This is a genomic window from Streptomyces sp. CAU 1734 (assembly GCF_039888735.1).
Lineage (GTDB): Bacteria > Actinomycetota > Actinomycetes > Streptomycetales > Streptomycetaceae > Streptomyces.
The window spans coordinates 123377-144986 of sequence record NZ_JBDQQP010000006.1 but is presented as its reverse complement, the minus strand read 5'-3'; the positions used below and the strand labels follow the sequence as shown (position 1 = coordinate 144986).

17 protein-coding genes are annotated in these 21610 nt (G+C 76.0%); all 17 read right to left on the bottom strand.

Features of this window, described 5'->3' with window-relative positions:
- Positions 1-11: 11 nt before the first annotated feature.
- The 17 genes from AAFN69_RS13355 to AAFN69_RS13275 all read right to left on the bottom strand — a co-directional run bounded on the left by AAFN69_RS13355 (position 12) and on the right by AAFN69_RS13275 (position 21591).
- Complete coding sequence (locus AAFN69_RS13355; protein WP_347728661.1) at positions 12-2258, bottom strand: ATP-binding protein; 2247 nt, start codon at positions 2256-2258, stop codon at positions 12-14.
- Positions 2259-2493: 235 nt separating this feature from the next.
- A complete protein-coding gene (locus tag AAFN69_RS13350; protein ID WP_347728660.1) occupies positions 2494-4530 on the bottom strand; it encodes a hypothetical protein in 2037 nt (678 codons plus the stop codon).
- Positions 4527-5057 (bottom strand): hypothetical protein, encoded by a 531-nt coding sequence (locus AAFN69_RS13345; RefSeq protein WP_347728659.1) that lies wholly within the window; start codon positions 5055-5057, stop codon positions 4527-4529. The genes AAFN69_RS13350 and AAFN69_RS13345 overlap by 4 nt, the downstream gene beginning before the upstream one ends.
- Positions 5054-6205: a hypothetical protein gene (locus AAFN69_RS13340; protein WP_347728658.1), complete on the bottom strand. Its 1152-nt coding sequence runs from the start codon at positions 6203-6205 to the stop codon at positions 5054-5056. The genes AAFN69_RS13345 and AAFN69_RS13340 overlap by 4 nt, the downstream gene beginning before the upstream one ends.
- Positions 6202-8142 carry a hypothetical protein gene (locus AAFN69_RS13335; protein ID WP_347728657.1) on the bottom strand — a complete coding sequence of 647 codons (1941 nt, stop codon included), beginning with the start codon at positions 8140-8142 and terminating at the stop codon, positions 6202-6204. The genes AAFN69_RS13340 and AAFN69_RS13335 overlap by 4 nt, the downstream gene beginning before the upstream one ends.
- 3 nt (positions 8143-8145) lie before the next feature.
- Positions 8146-9474 carry a hypothetical protein gene (locus tag AAFN69_RS13330; protein ID WP_347728656.1) on the bottom strand — a complete coding sequence of 443 codons (1329 nt, stop codon included), beginning with the start codon at positions 9472-9474 and terminating at the stop codon, positions 8146-8148.
- Between the two features lie 30 nt (positions 9475-9504).
- On the bottom strand, positions 9505-11964 hold the full coding sequence (locus AAFN69_RS13325; protein WP_347728655.1) for a phage tail protein: 2460 nt from the start codon (positions 11962-11964) through the stop codon (positions 9505-9507).
- On the bottom strand, positions 11961-14003 hold the full coding sequence (locus AAFN69_RS13320; protein WP_347728654.1) for a putative baseplate assembly protein: 2043 nt from the start codon (positions 14001-14003) through the stop codon (positions 11961-11963). The genes AAFN69_RS13325 and AAFN69_RS13320 overlap by 4 nt, the downstream gene beginning before the upstream one ends.
- On the bottom strand, positions 14000-15949 hold the full coding sequence (locus tag AAFN69_RS13315) for a hypothetical protein (protein ID WP_347728653.1): 1950 nt from the start codon (positions 15947-15949) through the stop codon (positions 14000-14002). Before AAFN69_RS13315 ends, AAFN69_RS13320 begins: the two co-directional genes overlap by 4 nt.
- A complete protein-coding gene (locus tag AAFN69_RS13310; RefSeq protein ID WP_347728652.1) occupies positions 15946-16371 on the bottom strand; it encodes a GPW/gp25 family protein in 426 nt (141 codons plus the stop codon). Before AAFN69_RS13310 ends, AAFN69_RS13315 begins: the two co-directional genes overlap by 4 nt.
- Positions 16368-17069, bottom strand: a complete 702-nt coding sequence (locus AAFN69_RS13305) for a phage baseplate assembly protein V (RefSeq protein WP_347728651.1) — start codon at positions 17067-17069, stop codon at positions 16368-16370. The genes AAFN69_RS13310 and AAFN69_RS13305 overlap by 4 nt, the downstream gene beginning before the upstream one ends.
- On the bottom strand, positions 17066-18247 hold the full coding sequence (locus tag AAFN69_RS13300; RefSeq protein ID WP_347728650.1) for a type IV secretion protein Rhs: 1182 nt from the start codon (positions 18245-18247) through the stop codon (positions 17066-17068). The genes AAFN69_RS13305 and AAFN69_RS13300 overlap by 4 nt, the downstream gene beginning before the upstream one ends.
- Positions 18248-18257: 10 nt before the next feature.
- On the bottom strand, positions 18258-18929 hold the full coding sequence (locus AAFN69_RS13295) for a LysM peptidoglycan-binding domain-containing protein (protein ID WP_347728649.1): 672 nt from the start codon (positions 18927-18929) through the stop codon (positions 18258-18260).
- A complete protein-coding gene (locus AAFN69_RS13290) occupies positions 18926-19120 on the bottom strand; it encodes a putative phage tail protein (protein ID WP_347728648.1) in 195 nt (64 codons plus the stop codon). Before AAFN69_RS13290 ends, AAFN69_RS13295 begins: the two co-directional genes overlap by 4 nt.
- A 5-nt stretch (positions 19121-19125) precedes the next feature.
- Entirely contained in the window at positions 19126-19644 is a 519-nt protein-coding gene (locus AAFN69_RS13285) for a phage tail protein (protein WP_347728647.1), read from the bottom strand.
- Positions 19641-21134, bottom strand: a complete 1494-nt coding sequence (locus AAFN69_RS13280; protein WP_347728646.1) for a phage tail sheath subtilisin-like domain-containing protein — start codon at positions 21132-21134, stop codon at positions 19641-19643. The genes AAFN69_RS13285 and AAFN69_RS13280 overlap by 4 nt, the downstream gene beginning before the upstream one ends.
- Before the next feature lies 1 nt (position 21135).
- Positions 21136-21591, bottom strand: coding sequence for a phage tail protein (locus tag AAFN69_RS13275; protein ID WP_347728645.1), 456 nt, complete (start codon positions 21589-21591; stop codon positions 21136-21138).
- Positions 21592-21610: the final 19 nt, after the last annotated feature.

The window sequence follows — 21610 nt, the reverse complement described above, 5'->3', positions numbered from 1 at the left end:
ACGGCCGGGGATCAGTCCTGCGGCCCGTCGTCGTCGCCGAGCAGCTCCGCGTACCGGCCGAGTTCGGACGGGCGCAGCAGCCGGGCCTCGCGCTGGAACTGCCGGGTCACTCCGCGTACGGCATGCCGCATGCCGATCGCGCGGCTGCCGCCGTCGGCCGCCGCGAGTGCGGCGGTACGGGCCGCGGCGGCGATGCCGGCACCCGTCATGTCGAGCCGGGAGAGGGCGTCGAAGTCGAAGTCGGGGGCGAGCGGGGCCTCGGGGGGAAAGGCGAGGCGCCACAGCCGGCGCCGCTCGGGGGCGGCCGGGCGCGGGAAGTGGACCACGAAGTGGAACCGCCGGGTGAAGGCCGGGTCGATGTTGTCCTTGAGGTTGCTGGTCAGGATCACCAGCCCGTCGCTGGCCTCCAGCCGCTGGAGGAGATAGCCGACTTCGAGGTTGGCGTACCGGTCCGTGCCCTGTTTCACCTCGCCCCGCTTGCCGAAGAGCGCGTCGGCCTCGTCGAAGAGCAGCACCGCATGGCTCTCCTCGGCCTGCCGGAAGGCGGCCTCCATGTTCTTCTCGGTCTCCCCCACCCATTTGGAGACGATCGCGGCGAGGTCCACCTTCAGCAGTTCCAGACCGAGCATCCCGCTGACGATCGCGGCGGACATCGTCTTGCCGGTCCCGGGCTCCCCGGTGAAGAGCGCCTTGACCCCGCCGTGTGCGGCGCGGCGCGCGAATCCCCACTCCTCGGCGATCCTCGGCCAGGCGCGGAAGGCGGCGGCGATCTCGCGGATCTGCCGCAGCTGGGCGTCGGGAAGCACCAGGTCGTCCGCGGTGTGCCGGGAGACCACGGAGTGCACACCGGCGCCCGCGCGGCCCCGGGTGACGGTGGCGATCGCGGGGGCGATGTGGTCGCCGACCGGCAGCGGACGGCCGTCGCCGGCCAGCCGTGCCCCGGTACGGGCGACCGAGGCGACGGCCCGGATCTCGCCGCCGTTCATCCGGTACCGGACGGCGAGATCGTCCAGGAGGGCCCCGCTCAGCTCCGGCAGCGCGGCCGACCACATGGCGCGCCGGTCGGGCAGGGCCGGTACGGGGACGGTGAGTTCGGCGTACCTCCGTGCGGCGAGCGGGGCGGCCGGGCGCCAGGGGCCGGGGCCGGTCAGGCACACCGGGGTCCGCGACCGGAGCAGCACGGCGCGGACGGAGTCGGCGAGCGCGTGGTGTGAATCGCCGTGCAGGTCGTCGGTGGGGATCCAGAGCAGCGCGCCCAGTTCGGCCGCCATCCGCAGATCGGCCTCGGGGTCGCCGGTCGCGATCCGCGGACTCCGGCCGGCCGCCCGGGCGAGCGCGTGCACCGCGTCGGACGCGGCGCCGGCCGCGCATCCCCAGAGCCCGGCGAGATCGATGGCGCCCGAGCCGAGCGCGCGGCCGAGCCGGGTGAGCGGTTCCGACGAGAGGTACGGGGATGCCGTCCCCGGATCCGGCGGCGGTACCTCGCCGGGGTCGTGGCCGAGGAGTCCGGGGTCACCGCCCCAGCCGAGCAGATAGGTGAACACTCCCGGTCCGAGGGAGAGTTCCCGCTCGGACCCGGCCGGGAACTCCCCGTACGGCCGCAGCAGCCCGTACCGGCGCAGGGGCCCGGCCGGGCCGAGCGCGCGGAGCCGGGCCGGGCGGTCGGGTGCGGCCCCGGCGCCGACGGTGGCCAGCAGCTCGACGGTGGGGAGCCGGCGGGTGAGGTCGTCCATGAGGTAGGCGTAGATCCGCTCATGGGCCCGGTCGAGCTCGGGTGCGGCGACCAGCAGCAGGGCGTCCTGGTCCGCGCGGGTCAGCCCGAACCTCCGGGCGAGGGCGTCCAGCGGCAGGGTGATCCCGCCGGCGGCGGCCCTCCGGCGCAGTTCGCGCTCGACGGCCGGCTCCGGCTCTCCGGGACCGGCCGGTTCGGCCGGGGTCGCGGTGAGGGTGCCGACCTCGTCGAGGAGTACGCCGACCTGATCGTCGGTGACGCAGTACGGGGTGAGGTCCGGCCTGGTGAGCCGGGCGGTGAGCGCCGCCCGGCGCGAGACGGCGACCCGCAGGGCCCGATGCACCCCGGCGAGCCGGATCCGCAGGTGCGCTCGCGCGAATGCGGCCGGGGGCGGCTCCGGTGCGGGGTCCGCCGGGGGCTGTCCCGGTGGGTTTCCGGCAGCCGGCGGGGTGTCCGCCGTCTGTTCGGCCGTCAGATGTTCCCGTACCGGTCCGGTCATCGGTTCCCCCTGTGCGCGTTCGGCCATCGGCACTTCCCCGCCCGTCCCGCGGCCCGGCCCCGTACCGCGCCGCCCACGGGCCCGCCCCCCATCCGCCCGGCCCGCGGTTGCCCGCATGCGTCTCCGGCGGTCGCGTTCCCCGGCCCCGCTCCGGTCATCGGCACCCCCTGCGCCCGCACCGGCACCGGCCGTTGCCCTGCCGGTTCTTCCCGCGCGCGGCAGGCCGGCCGGCGCTCCCGTGCCCGCCCGCGGTCACCGGCCCTCACCCGCCGGAGAAGGTCAGGGTCCGGCCGCCCAGCCAGACCACGTCGGGGACGTCGGCGAGCAGACCGGCCCGGAGCAGGTCCGCGTGGCGGCGGCCGAGGGGGACGCGGACCCGGACGGTGTCCGGGCCGAAGCGGACCGCGGCCTCCAGATCGGCGAAGCGGTTCAGGGCGAGCAGCGGCCCGGTGGTCTCGCGGCCGCGCCAGAGCGTCCAGGCGATGGTGGCGAGACCGAGTGCGGCGGCCAGGGTGACGGTGTCCTCCAGGGCCGTGTCCGGGGCGCGCGGGACCGCGCGGCGTTCGGCGGTCAGGGCGCGGACGAGCTCCGCGAGGTCCGCGGCGTGGCCGGGGAGGGCGGCGGCGAGCCGCCGGTCCCCCGGTGCCGGGGCCGCCGTCCACAGCGGGGTGCGCCCCGGCAGTCGCAGGGCCGGGTCGCCGCGCAGGGGCCGGACCGCGGAGACGAAGCGCACCCCCTCGGAGGCCAGTTCCCTCAGGAATCCGGGCGGGAGCGGGCCGTCGCAGACCAGGACGGGCGGACGGCCGCTCGTCCGCCAGTGCGGGAGCAGGCCCGCCGTCCCCTCCGTCCGGGCGACCGGGAACATGCCCTGCGCGTCGACGAGCAGCACTCCGCCGCCGGCGCCGGTGACGAGGAGCGGATCGGCGGGGTCGTGGCCCCGGCAGACCGCGAGCGCCAGTACGGCGTCCAGCACCGGGAGCACGGGGCGGGCGAGCCGGGCGAAGGAGGTCAGCCGTTCCTCGGGGACGGGTGGTTCGAGTCCCGCGAAGACGGCCGCCGCCTCGCTGTCCCCGTGCTCCCGCCGCCAGCCGCGTCCGGTCGCGCCCAGGACCTTGTAGGCGAGCGCGGTGGCGAAGAGGGGGGCGTCGGCGGCCAGGTCGACACCGGCCAGGGCGGGCCCGATGGCGTCGAGATAGCCGATCCTCGCCAGTGGGCCGGCGAGCAGGAAGGGGAGCGCGGAGCGGACCGTCCTCTCTCCGGTGGCGCGGGGTACGGCGGTTGGGGGCGGCTGCGCGCCGCGCTCGGGAATGCGGGGGTGTCCGTGTCCGGCGGGGCCGGGGGGTGCCGTGCCGCCGGGCGGCTGCTGCTGCTGCTGCCCGGCCGGATCGCCGGGCTCGGACACGGTTCCGGACGCGGGTGCGGACAGGGGTGCCGTGAGTCCGGCCGGATCCGCCGCGCGGCCGGCGGCGGTGGGTCCGGCGAGCGGGCGTCCGGCGCCGGAGGGCTCGGCTGCGGATCCGCCGGGCGGTCGTACGGTGCGGGCGGGGCCGGTGTTCCCGGCGGGGTGAGGGGAGACGGCCGGGGCACCGTGCGCGGCGAGGAGTTCGGCGAGCAGGCGCTCCAGGGCGGCGGGCCCGGCCGGGGTCCCGGGGCCGGCGGCGGGGGATCCTGGCGGCGGCGGCCCGGAGCGGTCCGGGGTGTGCGGGGCCGGGCCGGGGTGCCGGCGCAGGAGTTCGGCGAGCAGGGTGCGGGCCAGGGGGTCACCGGTGCGGAGCAGGGCGAGCAGACAGGCCCGTACGGAGTGGTCGGGCAGCAGCGCGAGGAGCGGTTCGAGTTCGCCGCGCTCGGCGAGTTCGGCGAAGAGCGCGGCGGCCGGGGGCGGGGACCAGCCGCGGTCCCCGGGCGCGGTGAGGGAGTGCGGGAACGGATCGGCGGGCGCGCCGGGGGCGGTGCCGTCCGGGGGCGGGGCGACCCGGGCCTCCCACGGCGGGCCGGCTTCGGCGGGAAGGATGTCGCCGGTGTGGTGGGCGGGATGCCCGGGCGGCGGGAGCCGGACCGTCACGGTCACCGGCTCGGTGATCTCCACATCCGGTCCGCCGGCGGCGAGCCGGCCGGCGAACCAGTGCTCCAGCAGCCCGGGGAGAGCCTCGACGGCCCGCTGCGCGAGGGCGCGCGGGTCGGGTCCCCAGCTCCATCCGCCGCGCCGGACCACCGTCACCGTGCACCGCCGCACTTCGATCCCGCCGCCGCCCGCCGGGCCGGACGCGGGGTTGTCCGGGCCGGGGGACGGTGTGGTCAACTCACCCTCGCGCTCAGCAGCTTGCCCGCCCAGCCGGCGGGCAGTACGAGGACGCCGTGCTCGGCCGCCGGTTCCAGGGCGATCGGCAGGGTGATGCCGCGCTGTCCGGCCGGGATCACCCCGGTGAGCACATCGGTGTCGCGGGCACCGGAGACCAGTGCGGCCACCGGGGTGTCCCGGGTGCCCGCGACGGGGAGTTCCACGGTGACGCCGCGGCTCTCCAGCGTCACCCCGCCGGGCCAGGCGGCCAGCCGCAGCAGCGCGCGGCCGGGCGGGCCGGCCGGCGGCCGGTCGACACCGCGGGCGAGCGGGTCGGTGAGCACGCCCGGTTCGGCGTCGGCGGCCAGCGCGCCCAGCAGCCGGGCCGGGAGCGGCAGGGAGACGGTGCCGGCCGGGCCGAGGGAGACCCGGAGCGGGAGCGCGGGGCCGACGAGCTCGGCGAGGGAGGGGGTCGCGGCGGACCCGGTCAGGGCGAGCGCGCCGACCACATGGCCGGTCCCGGCGACGTACACCACGGAGTAGCTCACTGCCCGTCACCACCGTTCACCGGGCCGGCCGACGCGGTGGCCAGCACACAGAAGTCGACCGCTCCGGGCTGTTCGGTGACCGTGCCGCCGGGGACCGCCGGATCGAACAGCCGCACCCGGCAGCGCACCCGGCGGGCGTCGTCCACACCGGACTCCACCGGAGAGACCAGGGTGGTCGCCGTCGCGGCCGGCGGGATCCTCGGGGTCACCAGGATGTGCAGCACCACCCGGCCGTCGGCGACCTGTTCGGGGGTGATCCCGGGCGGCAGCGGGAGCAGCATCCCGTCGGTGGCGGTGCCCGAGATCACCTGGGTACTGCCGGCGGGCATCCGGCCGGTGAAGCTGCCCTCGATGGTCAGATTCCCGTTGGCCGCCACGGTCATCAGCGGGGCGACGGTGCCGCCGGGCCGGTAGAGGCCGAAGACCAGCCCCGGCGGGTCGCCGCCGGAGAGCACGATCACCGGAGTGCCCTCCCGGGCCGCCGGCTCCGTCCGCAGGACCAGGGCGCCCGCGCGGGCCGACACGGTGTCCGCGCGGACACCCGCGTACCGGGGGGCGACACCGCGGGCGGTGGTCTCGACACCGGTGAAGCGGCCGTCGGTCCAGCGGACATAGCCGAGCAGCACCGGCCGGCGGGCGGGCGGGACGGCGGGTGCGTCGGCGATCCCGGGCGGCTGTTCCCCGGCGGTGAGCAGTTCGTCCCCGAGGCGTCCGAAGAGGATCTGGTAGGTCTCCTCCACCCGGGTCCCGCCGGCGCTCACCCCGCAGGAGTCGGCCCCGGGTGAGCCGGGCGGATCCCGGTCCACGGCGCCGAGAAAGACCGGATAGGGCTCGTCCGTCGGCTGGTCCGCGCCGTTGACCTCCTCGAACTCGCTCTCGCTCAGCACGGCCGGCTCGGTGACGACGATCTCCCGGCCCGTGGCGTCGATCGCCGTCCCGGCCGACACGCTCACCTCGGTCCGGCGGGCGCCGGTCAGCGGATCGGTGCGGTCCGCGGTGACCAGGGCGAGCCCCTCGGCGATCCCCCACTCGTGCAGATACCGGGCGTGGCGCGCGGCGGCGGCCCGGGCGTACTCGACGGTCGCCGACAGATCCGCGGCGGCCAGGATCCGGCCCTCGCGGAACACGGGGCGCAGCGGTCCCGTCATGTGGTCTCACCCCGCTTCGGAGTGCGGGGGGAGCGGGGGCGCCGGGGGGCGGCGGGCGGCGGCGATTCGGCCGCGGGCTCCGCCAGCCGGGGGCCGAGGCGCTTGGGCGCCCGTTCCCGTACCCGGCCCGGCGGCTCCCCCGGCGGTGTGCCCGCCTGCTCGGGACGCGGTGCGGCCCGCAGCTCCGCCACGATCGCGGCCAGCTCGCTCACCCGCGCTCCGAGCAGGGCGAGTTCCGGCGGCGCCGGGGGCGGCTCGCAGGGGGTGTCCGCCGGCTCCGCCGGTACGGTGCCGAGCAGCAGGTTGATCATCTCCTCCAGCTCGCCGGCGCGGCCCGCGGGCGGCGGGATCAGCAAACCTTCGGCGTACGGGCGCGGCACCGGGCCCTCGGCGGGGATCGGCGGGTCGGCGGGGTGCGGCAGCGGCGCGCGGGAGAGCCGCCCGGCGAGTTCGCGCAAGCGGTGGAGCACGGGGAGCCACGCACCGTACGCCGCTCCGCCGGGCAGTACCTGTTCCCGGCCGGCGGTGCGGACCCGGACGACGTCGCAGCCGTCCACCTCGACCGAGGCCAGCAGGACATCGGTCGCGGTGCCCGGCCCGCAGGGCGGCTGGAGTGCCGCGCAGGCCGCGTCGGTGAGGTGGCGGCGCAGCGCGGCCGTCAGCACGGCGGCGGCCTCGGCGAGCCGGCGTGCCGCGGCGGTGGTCAGCGGCTCCGGTCCGGCGGGGCGCGGGGGCGGCACATCGGCTCCGGCGGCGTCCGCGCGGAGCCGGCAGTCGCCGGTTCCGGCGTTCCGGTCGAGACGGCCCAGCAGCCACTCCCGGATCAGGGCGAGATCCGCGCGGAACTCCGCGTTCAGCTCGGGGCCGAGCGGTGTGCCCTGGGCCAGCAGCCGCACCTCCAGGGGCGCGTCCGGGTCGCCCTGCGCCGGTACGATCCGGGCCCGGGTCTCGGTGACGACGGCGCGGGCGACGGACCGGCGCAGCGGATCGGGCCAGGCCGCCTCCGCGTCGGCCGCCGCGAGCAGATCGCAGGCCGTGCCGAGGGCCGTCCGGGCTTCCGGCACCCCCGCGAGGCCGGGGTGGAGTCCGGTGAGCCGGTCCTGTCCGGCCCGGTCATGGGTGTCGAACCGGGCGATGGAGGCGGACACGGCCCGCACCAGCTCGGCCAGTTCACGGGCCGAGGACGGGGTCGGAGGGGCGCCGCCGGCGGTGATCTCGCGCAGCCGGGCGAGCCCGGTGGTGAAGCGCTCCGCGTCCGCCGGGTCGAAGCGGAAGGTCCGGCCCGGGGCGAGCGAGACCACCAGAAGCGGCTCGGTCCAGTGGGCGATCCGCTCCGCGCGGGCGCGGGCCCGGCCGAAGGCGTCCCGGTCGCCGAGGGCGGCGAGCAGCCGGGTGCCCGGGCGGTGCGCGTGGTCCCCGGCGGCGTCGTCCCCGATGACGAAGCGGAACCCCTCCCGGATCCGGGAGGGCACACATCCCGGGGACGGGCAGGGCTCCTCGGTCGCGTACGGCGCCACCGGGTCGGCCGGGAACTCCTCGTACCGGGCGAAGAGCCCCCAGCGGCGCGGCCCGTCCTGCGCACAGGTGTCGGGGCACTCCGCGCCGAGCGCCGCCACCCGGTGCTCGCGCACGAGTGCGAGGACGTCGACGCGTTCGGGGCAGGCCACCACGATGTCGTGACCGGCGCCGTCGAACGCGTGGCCGGGGTGGACCAGGACGGTCCCGCCGCCGCAGGGGTCGCAGACGACGCCGAGCCCGCACACCACCCCCGGGCCGTACAGCGACCGGTTGTGCAGCCTGCTCTTCGCCGTCGTGTAGTCGGCCAGCAGGGTCAGATCGTCCTCGGTGAGCAGCTGGCCGGCGAAGAACCGGGGCCTGACGAAGACGGACGGCCCCTGGGGGGCGCCCCCGCAGCCGCATCCGCAGCCTGTTCCCATGGGTCAGCGCTCCTTCACGAAGAACCAGCTCTCGAAGACGTCCCCGCCCGAGCCGGTGCCCGAGGTCCACGGACCGATGCCGGACGGCGGGAGGACACAGCCGCCGGCGGATTCCGCGGCGGCGTCGTGCCGGTCCGCGATGACCGGCACCCGCCCGCCGACATGGGTGCCGTCGACCGGACGGCAGCAGCGGTCGAGGAGAAAGGCGGCGCGGACGCTGATCAGCACCCGGTCGCCGTCCTGGAGGGTCTCGCGGGTGGTCTGCCGGTAGCGCAGCCGGGTGGTGAACTCGCACTCCCCGTCCGGCTCGGTGAAGGCGCCGCCCATGTACCAGGTGGAGGCGTTCCGTCCGGCGCCGCCCTCGATGACCTGGATCTCCACCACCCCCGGCCGCAGGGTGTCGGTGCGCACACCGTCGGAGAAACGCACCTCCAGCCCGCCGCTCTCGTCATGGGTGCCGAGCAGCGCCCTGGCCTCGTCGACGGTGTAGGTGTGGCCGTGGATCCAGCTCACCCCGGTGATCACGGTGGGCACATGGCGGCCGAAGGGGCGGCGGATGTTCATCCGGATCCGGTCCTCGCGCACCGGCCGCCACCGGTCGACCCCGTCGATCCGGGCCAGCCACAGCACCCGGTGGCGGCAGCGGGAGCAGCAGGTGTCGCAGCGCTCGTCCTTCGCCGGCTCGCGGCCGGTCACCCGGACGGAGAAGCACTCCTCCGTCCAGCCGAACTCGCAGTCGGGGGTGTCCGCGCAGCTGTCACCGTAGACGGCGCGGGTGGGTTCGACGGGGCGTTCGGCGTACTGGACACCGACCCAGACCGTGTCGGTGTCGCGTTCGTCCGGGGGCAGGGCCCGCCACAGGTCGACCACACAGCCGGAGCGTACGACGACCTCATTGCCGTCGCAGTCCACCGCCAGGCCGGGGGTGATCCGCACCGACGGTCCGCGCCAGGGGTGTCCGCCCGTGCCCTCGGGCGCGCCGTCCGGCGTGTCCTCGGGGGCGTTCTCCGGGGTGGTCTCCGGGGTGGTATCCGGCGCTCCGGTCTCCGCGGCCGGTCCGGGTTCCCCGGGCGGCCGGCCGGGGTGACAGTCGTCGCGGTCCGGCGGCACCGGTGCGACGAACAGTCCGCACACCACTCCGTAGCCGAGCAGGGCGCGCATGCGCAGCCCGAGCCGCTCGCGGAAGTACTCCTGTTCCCGCTGGAAGTCCCGGGCGCCCAGCATCTGCCCGTGGAAGTACCGCAGTCTGCGCAGCGGCGGCACATCGAATCCCGCCGCCGCTCCGGCCTCCGCGGTCGTGCCTGTACTCGTCCTTGTGCCTGGTTCCGTCATCGCCCCGTCCTCACCCTCGTTCTCGTCTTCTCAGAACACCTGTGTGTGCACACCGACGGCGGACACCGTTCCCGTGTCGATCCCCTGGCGCGGCCCGCGCGGCCCCGGCCGCAGCACCGTGTCGCGGTTGAGCGCCGGCGGCCGGCCGCCGCCCAGGACCGGCGGCGGCAGCGGGACGAAAGCGGTGTCCACGCCGACCGTCGACCGGGAGCCGACCACGAAGCCCGCGGCGCCGGTGCGCACCTCGGCGACCGTGTGCGCGGGTGCCTGCCGGGCGACCAGCCGCCGCAGCGCCTCCTCGCCCGCGGCTCCGGCCGGCAGCAGCACCCGGAACCGGTGCGCATGCGCGGTGACCGGGTCGTTGTCCGGGTCGCCGTACCCCCGCAGCGGCGCCGCGCCGAGGACCGAGCCGTCGAGCCGGAAGCGGCCCGACGAACGGCCGAAGAGCCGTACCGAGCCCAGTCCAGGCCCGGAGCCCCCCGGGGTGAGGGGTATCCGCGCCCAGCGGCGGTCCCCGGCGGGCTCCTCGATCACCGGTGTCACGCCGAAGACGATGCGCACCGCCTCCGCGAGCGCCCAGGGGGTGCCGCGGCGCCGGTAGAGCTCGGGTGCCGCGGCGAGCAGCGCGCGCCGGGTCCGGGCGTCCCAGCCGGATTCGTACGAGAGCCCCAGCAGCCCCGCCGTCCAGGGCAGCACCCGGTCCGGCACACCCGCCGGGTCCAGCAGCGCCGGATACCGCTCGATCATCCGGTCGAGTTCGGCGAGTGAGGCGTCGAAGAGCGACAGGAAGCGTTCGGTGAAATCGTCCGCGGCGGGATCCTCGCGGAAGGCGGCGGGGAGCAGGTCGGCGCTGGTGACGCGGGGGAAGTCCAGCCGGATCCGGCGTACGAGGGGGGTCGTGGTGCCGTCCGACGAGAGCCGCAGCCGCAGTTGCAGATAGCGGCCGGGCGGCTGGTCGACGAGGAAGTCGGTGGTTCCCGGGGCCGGTGTCTGCCAGTCGGCCGGGGTGTGGCGGCCGTCCTCGGTGACCACGACGGCCACTTCGGCCGCCGTGCCCGGCGGCAGGTCGGCGTCCAGGCGCACCCGGTGCCAGCGGCAGCGGGAGATGCCGCTGTCGATCAGGCCGGTGAGATACCGGCCGTCGGTCCGGTACGCGAGGGGTGCCGGGGGCGCGGCGTCCATCGGCTCGCCCCGCCAGGTGAAGCAGCGGGTCGCCCCGGGGTTGTCGGGCGTGCTCTCGCGCAGACAGAAGCCGCTCTCGCCGGCCGCCGTCAGCGCGCTGGGCGGGAGTGCCGCGGCCAGTTCGTCCGGCGTGGCGGTACGGAAGGGGCGGCCGGGGCCGCCCTGGTGGATCCGCAGCCGGACACCGTCGTCGGTGAGCAGCCAGACCGTCCGGTCCGGCCCCGCGCGCAGCCCGACGACCGTGCCGGCGACCCCGGTGCGGAGCACACCGCGGAACCGGCCGGCCGAACTGAACCGCCACAGGGAGGTACTGTGCTCGCGGATCACCCAGACCTCGTCACCGGGTGCCGGGGCGGCGAGCCGCGCGCCCCGCGCCCGGATCACCCCGGCGGGCCGTCCGCCCTCCCGCCGCAGGACCAGGACCCGCCCGGAGTCGACGACCACCAGCCGGTGTCCGCGCGCGGCGACCGCGACGGGGTGCCGGAGCGGTCCGCCGCCGCGTCCGGACGGCGGTCCGGGGCGGGAGCCGGACGCCTGTCCGGTGCCGACGCCGGACGGCGGCGCGCCGCCGTGAGCGGCGCCCTCCCCGGACACGGTGCCGGACGCCGGACCGGGGCCGGTGCCATCACCGGATCCCGCCCCGGCGTCGGCGTCGGCGTCCGACAGGTGCCCGGAGCGCGAGCCGGGCAGCGGGCCGCGACCGGTTCCCGGCCCGGATTCGGGCACCGGCGCCGGCCGTGACCCGCGATCAGCACCCGCCCCCGGCCGGGAATCGGGCCGGACATCGGAGTCGGGCCCGAAATCCGGGCCGGAACCGGAACCGGAACCGCGAATCGGCGCGCGACCCCGACCGGGCCCCGGCCCGAACCCGGAGCCGGGATCCGGGAAGGGATCGGCACCGTGACCGCCCGCCGGCCCGGCACCGCGGCCCTCCCCGGAGCCGGACACCGGCCCCGGGGCGAGGCCGGACAGCGCCCCGGAAGCCGCGCCCCGCGCCCACACCGGAGTCCACCCCCCGCACGCGTCCCGGCGCAGCAGCCGGGGCCGTTCGCCGGATGTCAGGAGATACCAGTCGCGGGGGCCGCACCCCGGGGCGAGCCGGGGGTCGGGGAACCACGACAGCAGCCGGTCCCGGGTGGGGCCCTCCGGTGCGGGGCCGCGGAAGGCGAGCCGGAGCCCGGCCGGGTCGTCGAATCCGGTGATGCCGTCCACCGGGGGTTCGCCGCCGGGCGTGTTCCCCGTGTGCGCGTCCCAGCCGACGAGGGCGTCGAGCAGTCGGAAGGTCGCGGGCGACGGTGTGCAGGTCATGGCAGCTCCCCCACCGGGATCAGCAGCGGGCGTTCGGGATGGACCAGCGTGTTGGGCCCGATCGGATGGTCGGTGCAGGGTGCCGCGCTCACCCCGTCGACCGTGAAGGAGAGCCGGGAGACGGCGAGAACACCGTCCGCCGCCAGCAGCCGCCGGACCAGGGCGGTGTGCCGCAGCACTCCGCCGAAGGGCCAGCCCGCGCCGTCCTCGCCGCCGCGCAGCGGGTCGAGATAGCCGGTGATCGCGGCGGCCGCGCCGGCGAGCACGGCGGCGCGGTCGAGGTCCGGGTCGAGGGCGACGCGGGCCCGGACGGCGACCCGGCGGTAGGGGGCGGGCGCGGCCACGACGGTGACGCCGGCGGGGGCCGCCGCGCGGGCCAGGAAGTCGGCCACCGCCCGCAGGGTGGCGGCGTCGGCGACGGGCGGCCGGCCGGTGTCGTCGCCCGGCGGGACGACGAGGACGCCGACCACACCGGGCAGGGGCGTACCGGGGAAGTCGGGGTGGAGGCCGGGCACACCGTGCGCGCGGGCCACCGACGCGCCGGGGGCGCGCAGGGCGAGCAGACCGTAGTCGGCGGGGGCCACCGCCCGTCCCCGGGAGCGCAGTTCGCCGGTTCCCCGGCGGATGACCTCGGCGTCGGGCTCGGCGTCGGTGCCGCCGGAGGCGGGGAAGGGGTTGGTGACCCCGGTGACGAACGGCAGCGCGGTCACCGCGGAGTTGACGGCGCCGGCCCGCACGGCGCCCGCGCCGCCGCCGCCCACGCGGTACCGGACCGCGCGGACATTGCGGAATCCGGGCGGGACGGCGGCGCCGTGGACACCGTCGCCGAAGGTCAGCTCGCCCGTCTCGCGGTCGACGGTGAAGACCCGGTCGTCGGCCCCGTGGGCGGAGAGGCTCTCCACCTCCCGCCACCGGGAGGCGGTGGCCCCGGTGGTGCCGAACACATCGCCGCCCCGGTCGTCGTCGACCTCGATGACGACCGATCCGGCGAGGACGGGGAGCTGGCTCAGGGTCATCCGGCGGCCGGGCCGTGAGGGGTCCTGGACCGGCTGCGGCGGCTCGTCGCGGATGGTGCGGGCGGCGGTGGCGGCGACGGTGTTGAGCCGGAGGCCGGCGAGCACCGGCGCCGGGCCGGCGAAGGTGCCGTGGGCGACGCGCAGCCGCAGCCAGCGCAGCGGCGGTCCGCTCCGGCCGCCCGGCGGGTTTCCCGGCGCCCAGGAGGGCGGCAGGCCCAGCACCACGGTCCCGCTCGTGCGCAGCCCGTCGGTGCCGTCGCGGAGCACCTCGGCGGGCCTGGGCACGGCGCCGTCCAGTACATCCCAGCTCAGCAGCGGCCGGGCGGCGGGCGGGCGGTTCCGCGCGGCGGGCGGGAAGGCCGCCTCGGCGGGGGCGGGCGGGGCGGCGGCGACCACCAGTCCCAGGGAGAGCCGGGGCCGGGGCACGGCCGTGCCGGTGAGCGCGATCCACAGACCGTTGCCGGGCCGCGGGTCGTGGCCGAAGGGCGCGAAGGGACGTCCGGGACCGGCCGGTCCGAGGGGCAGGGACTGAAGCCTTCCGGCCTCCTGCACGGCGAGCCCGCCGAGACCGGCGGGGGTGGCGTACAGATCCTCGTCGGTCTCGTAGATCACCGGTCCCGAGTCACCGGGGGCGGCCGCCTGGAAGCCGGCCGGGACGAGGACGGAGCCGCCGTCCGGCGGGTTCACGGTGAACTCCAGCAGTGCGGTCGCGGCTCCGGCGGGCAGGCGCCGTACTCCGGCGGTGGCCAGATGCTCGGCCAGGATCTTCTCGGGCAGCCGGTTGACCCGGGTGAGCACGGGCTCCAGCAGGGTGCCGAAGAGACGGACGAGGGCGACGCCCGCGTCCTGTCCGTCAGGATTGGTCCAGTCCGGGGTGAACCCGCTGATGCGGGCGCGGACATTGGCGCGGACCGCCTCCCGGGTCGCCTCGGTCAATTCGGGCCGTACGCCGCCGGGGCCGTCGGCCCGGACGAGCCGGGCCCCGGCGCGCGCGTCCCGCTCCCACCACACCGGGCCGGTCACAGCAGTCCCTCCCCCGGTTCGGCGACGGGCACCACCCGGGTCAGGACCGTGCGCAGGGCGGGCAGTTCACCGGCGCGCAGCTCCACCTCCCGGCATGCCTCGTCCGGTTCGGCGCCGTCGAGGCCGATCGCCACGGCGGCGATCTCGGCGAGGTCGCCCAGGGCGCGCTGGGCGGCCCGCAGCAGGGCGGAGGGGCGCAGGGGCGCGCCGAACCCCGGCCCCTCGCCGTCCTCGCCGCCGGTCAGCGGGTCCAGATGACGGCGGAGCGCGAGGGTGACGACGGCGGAGACCCGGGCGCGGTCGGCGGGGGCGCCGGCGAGATCGACCCGTACGGCGACCTCCCGGTACTCGGGCCCGCGGACGAAGATCTCGGCGGTGAGCAGCCGGGCCCGGTCCAGCCGGGCGGCGACCGCGCACACCATGCCCGGGTCGGGCTGCGGCGCGGCGACGAAGTCGGCCCGGGTGAAGTCGTCCCGGGGCACCTCGGGGACGATGTGGACGGTGACCGCGCCCGGGACCGGATGGCAGGGGAAGCCGGGGTGCGCGCCGATCCGGGGGTGGGCCCGGGCGACGGCGACGCCCGGGGTGGTGCGGGCGAGGGTGACATGGTCCTCGGCGGTGACCGCGCGGGTCACCTCGCCCCATTCGCCGGCCGCCCGGGCACGGGCGAGACCGGTGGTCTCGGGGTCCTCGCCGCCGGCCGCCCCCACCAGACTGACGGCCCCGAGGGTGCCGCCGGCGGCCGGCGGATCACCGGCGGGTGCCCAGTTCTCCGTCAGCCCGCCGTTGCCGGCCCGGCCGCCGCCGATGGTGTACTCGACGCGCACCCGGGGGTCCGGCAGCGGAATGCGGCCGGTGAGCCCGTCGCCGAAGACCAGCGCGCCCTCCGTCCGGTCGAGCGTGAGGATCCGGTCGGCACCGGCGCCGAAGGTGAAGTCCGGCACCGTGCGCCATTCGTCCTCGCCCAGTCGCAGCACGGCGTCCAGCAGCAGGCCCTCGGCGTCCGGCAGCACCAGCCGCTGTCCGGGCAGTTTCAGCCACAGCGCGATCTGTTCCGCGAGCTCCGCCCCGGTCGCGGTGCGCCGCTCGCGGTTGCGCGCGGCGCAGGCGTTGACCGCGAGTCGCAGCAGTCTCGGTGGTGCCGCGAAGGTCGCGGCGGGGGTGGAGATCCGTACCCCGCACTCCCGGGTGGACCAGCCGGGCGGCGGATACAGCCGTACGACTCCGGATCTGCGCAGCCCGGCCGTGCCGTCCTCGACCCGGGCGAAGGGACCGCTGATCCCGCCGTCCGGGCGGAACCAGGACCAGGTCAGCGCGGCGGGTTCGGGTACGCCGTCGACCGCGCCGGGCAGCCAGGACGGCACCGAGGCGGCCGGGGTGTCCAGTTCGAGAAGGAGGCAGAGCGGGCCGGGCGCGGCCGTGCCGGGGACGAGCGGGAGGGTGAACCGGGCCTCGGCCGGGCCCCCGTCGCGGCCGAGCAGCGGAACTCCGGCGCGGGCGCGCAGATCGGCGGTGCGGTCGGCGTCGGTCCACACGGTGACCTCGCCCGCGGGGTCGAGCGGGAAGACGGCGGCCTCGTGGTCGAGGGTGAAGGTGAGCCGCCCCAGCGGGTCGCGGGTCAGCGCGGTGCCGGCACCGGCCACGGGCACCGGTGTGCCCGGCCCCCCGGCGGTCAGCCGCAGTACGGTGGCGGCCGGGACGGCGGGCCTCGGCGGGTCGGTGCCGAGCAGCCGCAGCATGGCGACGACCAGGGCGTCCGGGACCTGGTCGAGCCAGTAGAGCCGCTGTTCCAGCAGATACGCGAAGAGCTCCAGCAGGGTGATGCCGGGGTCCACGGGTGCGTGCAGGGTCCAGATGCCGTCGGACTCGGCGGGGATCCGGCGGCGGATGGCCGCCGTCATCGCGGCCCAGTCGAGGTCGTCCAGTTTCGGCGGGGGCAGGGTCACGGTGTGCTCCCCGTGAGGCCGGCGTAGTAGGGGAAGACCAGAGTGGCCTTGGTGTTGCTGCGGCGGATCCGGTAGACGACGGAGACGGTGACCCGGGACTCGTCCGCGAGGTCCGGTTCGGCGCGGACCTCCTCCAGGGTCACCCGGGGCTCGTGGTCGCGGACCGCCTCGGCGATCGAGTTCTCCAGGTCGCGCAGGTTCTGGACGCTGCCGGGCGCGAACACCGACTCCGTGACCCGGGTGCCGAATCCGGGGCGCATGACGCGCTCGCCGGCCGCGGTGAGCAGCAGCGCCCGCAGACAGTGGTCGATGCTCCGCTCGCCCTCGGCGTATCCGAGCCGGCCGGCCTCGTCCGGGAGGATCGGGAAGCGCCAGCCCGTGCCGAGGAAGGGCGCGCCGGACCCGTCACCCGTGATGGTCATGCGGTTCGCGCCTTTCTGGCGAGCACGGCCGGGGTCAGCGGCGGGACCGGGGGTCCGGTGGGGCCGGCGGCGGAGGCGTGGGTGTGCGTGTTGAAGGCGGTGAGCAGGGCGTTGCCGAGCACCAGTGGTTCGGTGGCACCGCCGCCGAGGTCGATGCTCGGCGCGTCGACGGTCACCTTCGGCGCCTTGAGGGCGATGTCGCCCCGGGCGGTGACGGTGACGCTGCCGCCGTCGGCGGCGGTGACGCGGATCGCCCCGCCCGCGTCGTCCAGTTCGATCACATGGCCGGCGGCGGAGGTGATGCGTACGGCCGCCTCCGACGCGGTGTCGTCCAGCACCACCTCGTGGCCGTGCCGGGTGCGGATGGTCTTGCGGTCCTTCCCGCCGGTGCGGGCGGCGGGCGGCTTGTCCTCGCCGTTGTAGAGCCCGCCGAGGACGATCGGGAAGCGCATGTCGCCGTGGACGAAGGCGACCAGGACCTCGTCGCCCTTCTCGGGGACGAACACCGATCCGTATCCGCCGCCCGCGTAGAGCTGGCCGACGCGGCACCAGTCGGTGACGGTGTTCTCGTCGAACCACGGGAAGCGGAGTTTGACCCGGGCCTCGTCGTCGCCCTCGTTCTCCACCACGAGCGCCTCGACGACGCCGTAGTACCGCTTGTCGGTGGTGCGGGCGCGCGGCGCCGTTCTGCCCGTCACTGGTCCCCCTGGTGGATTCGACGGCCGGTGAACTGGGTGAAGAAGCCGCTGGTGTTCAGCGAGTGCTCGACCCGTTTGACGAAGTAGGTGCCGGAGAACCGTCTGCCGAGGCCGTGGATCTCCAGGTTGTCGCCCGGCCGCAGTTCGGGCAGGCCGGCCACCCGGCCGGTCGCGGTGATGAATTCGTACGCCCGCTCGCGCAGCAGGCTGATGGCGAGTTCGCGGGCCTCCTGGTCGCTGGTGACGGGGGCGTCCACCAGGACTTCCTGGCGGCCCTGGAGGGTGGACTCGGCGACCTGCGGCCCGCTCTGGCCGTCGGCGGAGTTCTGTCCGGCCGGGAGGTTCTCGGCGGTGGCGGTGAAGGCGATCGGCGCCTTGGTGCGGGGGTTCCAGCCGCGCACGGTGAGCTTGCCGACCTGTCCGGAGACGGTGAGGGTGGGGGTGAAGTCCAGGAGATTGGGGATCAGTCCGGCGGGCTGCGCGGCCGGGCCGGTGGTCAGTCCGGGCGCGTAGGCCAGCCGGTAGAGGCGGATCGGTCGGCCGTCGCGGCCGTCGGTGGGCCTGATGAAGTACAGCGTGTCCTCGCCGGAGGCCGGGTCGGGGAGGATGTGGCAGTCGAAGTCCAGGCGTTTCGCCCGCTCCATGAGGAAGCTCGCGTCGTCCTGGTTCTTCTGCACCACCAGGTCGTGGGCGGGCCCCTCCCGGGTGACCTCGATCCGCAGCCCGTTGCGCCGGGCGATCTGTTCCGCGATCCGCCAGTCGGGCAGATTGCGGTAGACCTTGGGTTCGTTCCCGGCGGGTTTGCGGTCCTTGAGCCGCAGCATTCCGTCCACTCCGCTGACCGCGACCGTGGGCGAGGCGCCGTCGGGGAATTTCGGGCTGAGGGTGCTGATGGTGCCGGTGGCGACGGTGAGCAGTCTGTCGGCGTAGCCGAGTCTGACCGAGACCCGGCCGCCGAGCCGGAAGGCGGGTGAGTCGCTGTGCTTGAACCGCAGCCGGACGTCGTCCCAGTTGTTGAGGGTGAGATCGAAGCCGGACATCTCGTCGATGTCGCGGTTCACCTTGATGTCGATGATGTCGTTCTTGGTGGACGGGTCCACCTCCAGGCCCTCGATGCGCACCTCGAACTCGGGCGCGTACCGGTCCGGGGAGGCGACCTCGGGTACGGGGGCGGTCATGGCCGGCTCCTCACGGCAGCCGGGGCACGGTGAGCACCCGGCCCGGACGCAGATCGCGCGGATCGGTGATGCCGTTGGCCCGCGCCAGCTCCCGCCAGGCATCGGGGCGCCGGTAGAGCGCGGCGGAGACACTGCTCAGCGTGTCGCCCCGGCGCACCACATAGCTCTTCTCCACGGTGGGCGAGGAGAACGGGGTGGCGGCGGTCTGGACGGCGGCCGTCCGGTACTCCTTGAGCGCGAGATCCAGCAGGGCGCGCAGCGGCACCCCGTCCGGCCGGAAGAGCTGGTAGCTGACGTCCAGTTTCTCCACCACCCCGGTGAAGACGGCCTCGTCCCAGACGAAGCGGACCACCGGCGGGGCGTGTTCGCGGCTGTCGGGGCGGAGCAGATCGCGCACGGCGTCGACATAGGCGGTGCGGACGTTCTCCAGGGTGTCGGAGGTGTCGACGAGTGCCTGGACGGTGAGGGTCTCGGTGCCGCCGCGGACGTACTGGAGCGGCGGGGTCTCCAGCCCGGGGATGGTGATCTCGGCGAAGGTGTTGCTCTTGCTCAGTTTGTAGTCGGCGGGGTTGAAGCGCAGCGGGATCCGCCGCCGGCGCTCGTCGGCGATCACCGGGCGGACGATCTCCAGCCGGGCGCGGGCGGCGCCCTGGCGGGCGAAGGAGACGGGGGTGACGCTCACCTCGGTCCCTCCCCGCCGCCGGTGTCGCCGAGCCGCCGTTCGGCACCGGTGTGCCGGTCGCGGGCGCAGGCGTCCTCGTACAGCCGGGCCCAGGCCCGGATGTGCTGGTTGAAGAGGCGGGTGAAGACGGCCGCGTCGTCGCCCTCGGTCCGGAACCGGACTTCGAGGTGGTGAATGGTCACTTTCGGCATGTCGCTCACCTCGGGTTGTTGATCTGTCGCAGTGCGGTCGCCGCGGTGTCCCGGAGGACCTCGGTCAGTCCCTCGTGGGCGATCTCCAGGGATTCGACGGCGACGGCGTTCTGTTCGGCGTGCAGGTCGGGGCCGCTCCACTTGGCGGCGAGCCCGCCGTGGAAGGCCCAGGCGGCGCCGGGGACGCCGTCCGGGCCGAGGACGATCACCGCGCCGTCGCGGCGGGCCCCGATGGCGTCGGCCAGTCCGGCCCGGTACCAGGACCAGAGACCGGGGTCGCGCACCACTCCGCGCTTGAGGACGATCCGGTTCCAGGTGTGGCGCAGCGGCAGCTGGTGTACGGAGTCGTTCCGGCCGCCCTCCGGCCAGCCGGTCACCTCCAGCTGGCCGCCGAGGCCGGTGACCTCCTGGAATCCGCCGGCGGCGGCCAGCGGCAGCAGCAGTGCCTGGGCGGCGGGGAGATAGGCGTCCCCGGGGTCGAGGGTGACCAGGAAGCGGTACTTGGGCAGCGGGTCGGGGGTCATGCCTCGATCACCTCCAGACCGCTGTCCCGGCCGAGCACCAGCCGGATGCGGATGAATTCCATCGGGACCGCCGGGGCCGCCTCGATGTCGCAGACCACCCGGCCGGGGTCGGCCTCCGGCGGGTTGTTGCCGTCGTCGCACACCACCCGGAACGCCTGCTCGGCCCGGGCGCCGGCGAGCGCGCCGGCCCGGAAGGCGGCCAGCAGTACGGAGGTGACCGCACGCACCAGGGCCAGCCGCAGCTCGGGCGAGTTCACGTCGAAGACGAGGGGCGCGGCGGCCCGCCGGATGGCCCGGACCAGCAGATGGAGCAGCCGGCGGTGGGCGATGTAGCGGGTGCTCGGGGCGGCGGAGAGGGTGCGTCCGCCCCAGACCGTCAGGCCCCGGCCCCGGCTGCACCGGATCAGGTTGACGCCCGCTCCGAAGAGCCGGACCTGCTGGGGCCCGGGGAAGGCGACCGCCAGGTCGACCGCCTCCAGGAGCACCGCGTTGGCCGGGGTGTGGTGGGCGCCGCGCTCGGCGTCGAGCCGGGCGATCAGTCCGAGTACGTGCCCGGAGGCGGGGACGGTCCGGGTCCGGTGCCCGCCGGGGATCCGCAGCGGCGGATGGTGGACGGCGGCGGTGGAGAGCAGTTCGTCGTCGCCGGCGGCGGCCAGGGCGCCCGTCCAGGCGACGGCGGAGTCCGCCGAGGAGAGCGCGGGCGGGACGTCCAGGACGACCAGCCGGTCCAGCAGCGGGCGGACGGTCCGCAGCAGTTCCAGCACCAGATCCGTGTGCGCGGCCCCGGTCAGGTCCCGGCCGAGGTCGGGCAGGGACACCAGGGCGGGCTCGGGGAGTTCGGCCTGTGCGGCGACGGCGGCGGAGTACTCGGGCGCGCCCGGGGGTGTCTCGGTGCCGCCGGTGAGGGTGAGGTCCCAGGAGAGCGAGATCGGGCCGGGCGGGCCCGGGGCGGGCGCCGGCCCGTCGGGGACGAGCCGGATCAGCCGGGAGGCGGTGAGCCGTTCGGCGACCTCGGCCGGCGGGATGTCGCCGAAGGTCTCGGCCGGCTCCCCCGGCACTCTGACCCGTACGCTCACGGTCGGCGGCCCGGCGACGGTGCTGGACCGGTGGCGGATGGTGATCCGGCCGCCGTTGGCCCAGCTTCCCGGGCTGGTGGCGACGGCCAGATACCGCACGGCGGCGAAGCCGTTCACCGGCCCGGCGTGCCACACGGCCCGCGCGGTCCCGGCGGGGCCGCAGACCCGTACCACCCAGGCCGTGCGGCCGCCGTTCTCGAAGAAGCCGCGGACGGCGTGCGGGGTGTCGGACGCGTCGCCGGCCGGCCCGAAGACATCCTCGGCGGCGAGCCGGCTCTCCACCCGCACCGGAGTGCCCAACGGGCCGCGGCCCAGCCGGCCGAGGAACACGGCCACATCGGTCCGCAGCGGCTCCTCGCCCGAGCCGCGCGGTTCGGAGGTCAGGGTTGCGCCGGGGAGCGCGTCAGTGGTCATGTCAGACGTCGATCTCCAGCTTCTCGACCGCCAGGACCAGGGTCTCCATGGCGATCTCGTTCTTGCCGGCGCTCAGCGAGGGGCCGGTGTACTTGGTCGGCCAGGCGCGGTCGAAGTTCCAGCGCATCGCCTCCTGGCGGTTCTCGTCCAGCAGCACGATGGATCCGGAGGTGCGCCGGACCTTGCCGTTGAGCGCCTCCACCACCCAGTTCCAGAAGCCGACATGGCCGGTGATGCCGCGTTTGAAGGTGAGGTTGGTGAATTTCTTCAGTCCGGGGATCTTGCGGACGGTGATGTCCTCGCTGCCGTTGCGGTACTCGATCGGCGGGATCTCCAGCTCCAGCCCGCTGGCCTCGGTGAAGGAGCCGCTGACCGCGACACCGTCGTCGCTGACATTGGTGACGATGATCTGGAAGTTGTACGACGCGTAGGGGTCGTCCCTGGTGATGGGCGGCATGGTGGCCTCTTCTCCGTTG

Coding starts and splice junctions, on each gene's coding strand:
- AAFN69_RS13355 (WP_347728661.1), bottom strand. CDS start 2,258: ATGGCCGAACGCGCACAGGGGGAACCGATGACCGGACCGGTACGGGAA.
- AAFN69_RS13340 (WP_347728658.1), bottom strand. CDS start 6,205: ATGACGGGACCGCTGCGCCCCGTGTTCCGCGAGGGCCGGATCCTGGCC.
- AAFN69_RS13335 (WP_347728657.1), bottom strand. CDS start 8,142: ATGGGAACAGGCTGCGGATGCGGCTGCGGGGGCGCCCCCCAGGGGCCG.
- AAFN69_RS13330 (WP_347728656.1), bottom strand. CDS start 9,474: ATGACGGAACCAGGCACAAGGACGAGTACAGGCACGACCGCGGAGGCC.
- AAFN69_RS13325 (WP_347728655.1), bottom strand. CDS start 11,964: ATGACCTGCACACCGTCGCCCGCGACCTTCCGACTGCTCGACGCCCTC.
- AAFN69_RS13310 (WP_347728652.1), bottom strand. CDS start 16,371: ATGACCATCACGGGTGACGGGTCCGGCGCGCCCTTCCTCGGCACGGGC.
- AAFN69_RS13300 (WP_347728650.1), bottom strand. CDS start 18,247: ATGACCGCCCCCGTACCCGAGGTCGCCTCCCCGGACCGGTACGCGCCC.
- AAFN69_RS13290 (WP_347728648.1), bottom strand. CDS start 19,120: ATGCCGAAAGTGACCATTCACCACCTCGAAGTCCGGTTCCGGACCGAG.
- AAFN69_RS13285 (WP_347728647.1), bottom strand. CDS start 19,644: ATGACCCCCGACCCGCTGCCCAAGTACCGCTTCCTGGTCACCCTCGAC.
- AAFN69_RS13280 (WP_347728646.1), bottom strand. CDS start 21,134: ATGACCACTGACGCGCTCCCCGGCGCAACCCTGACCTCCGAACCGCGC.
- AAFN69_RS13275 (WP_347728645.1), bottom strand. CDS start 21,591: ATGCCGCCCATCACCAGGGACGACCCCTACGCGTCGTACAACTTCCAG.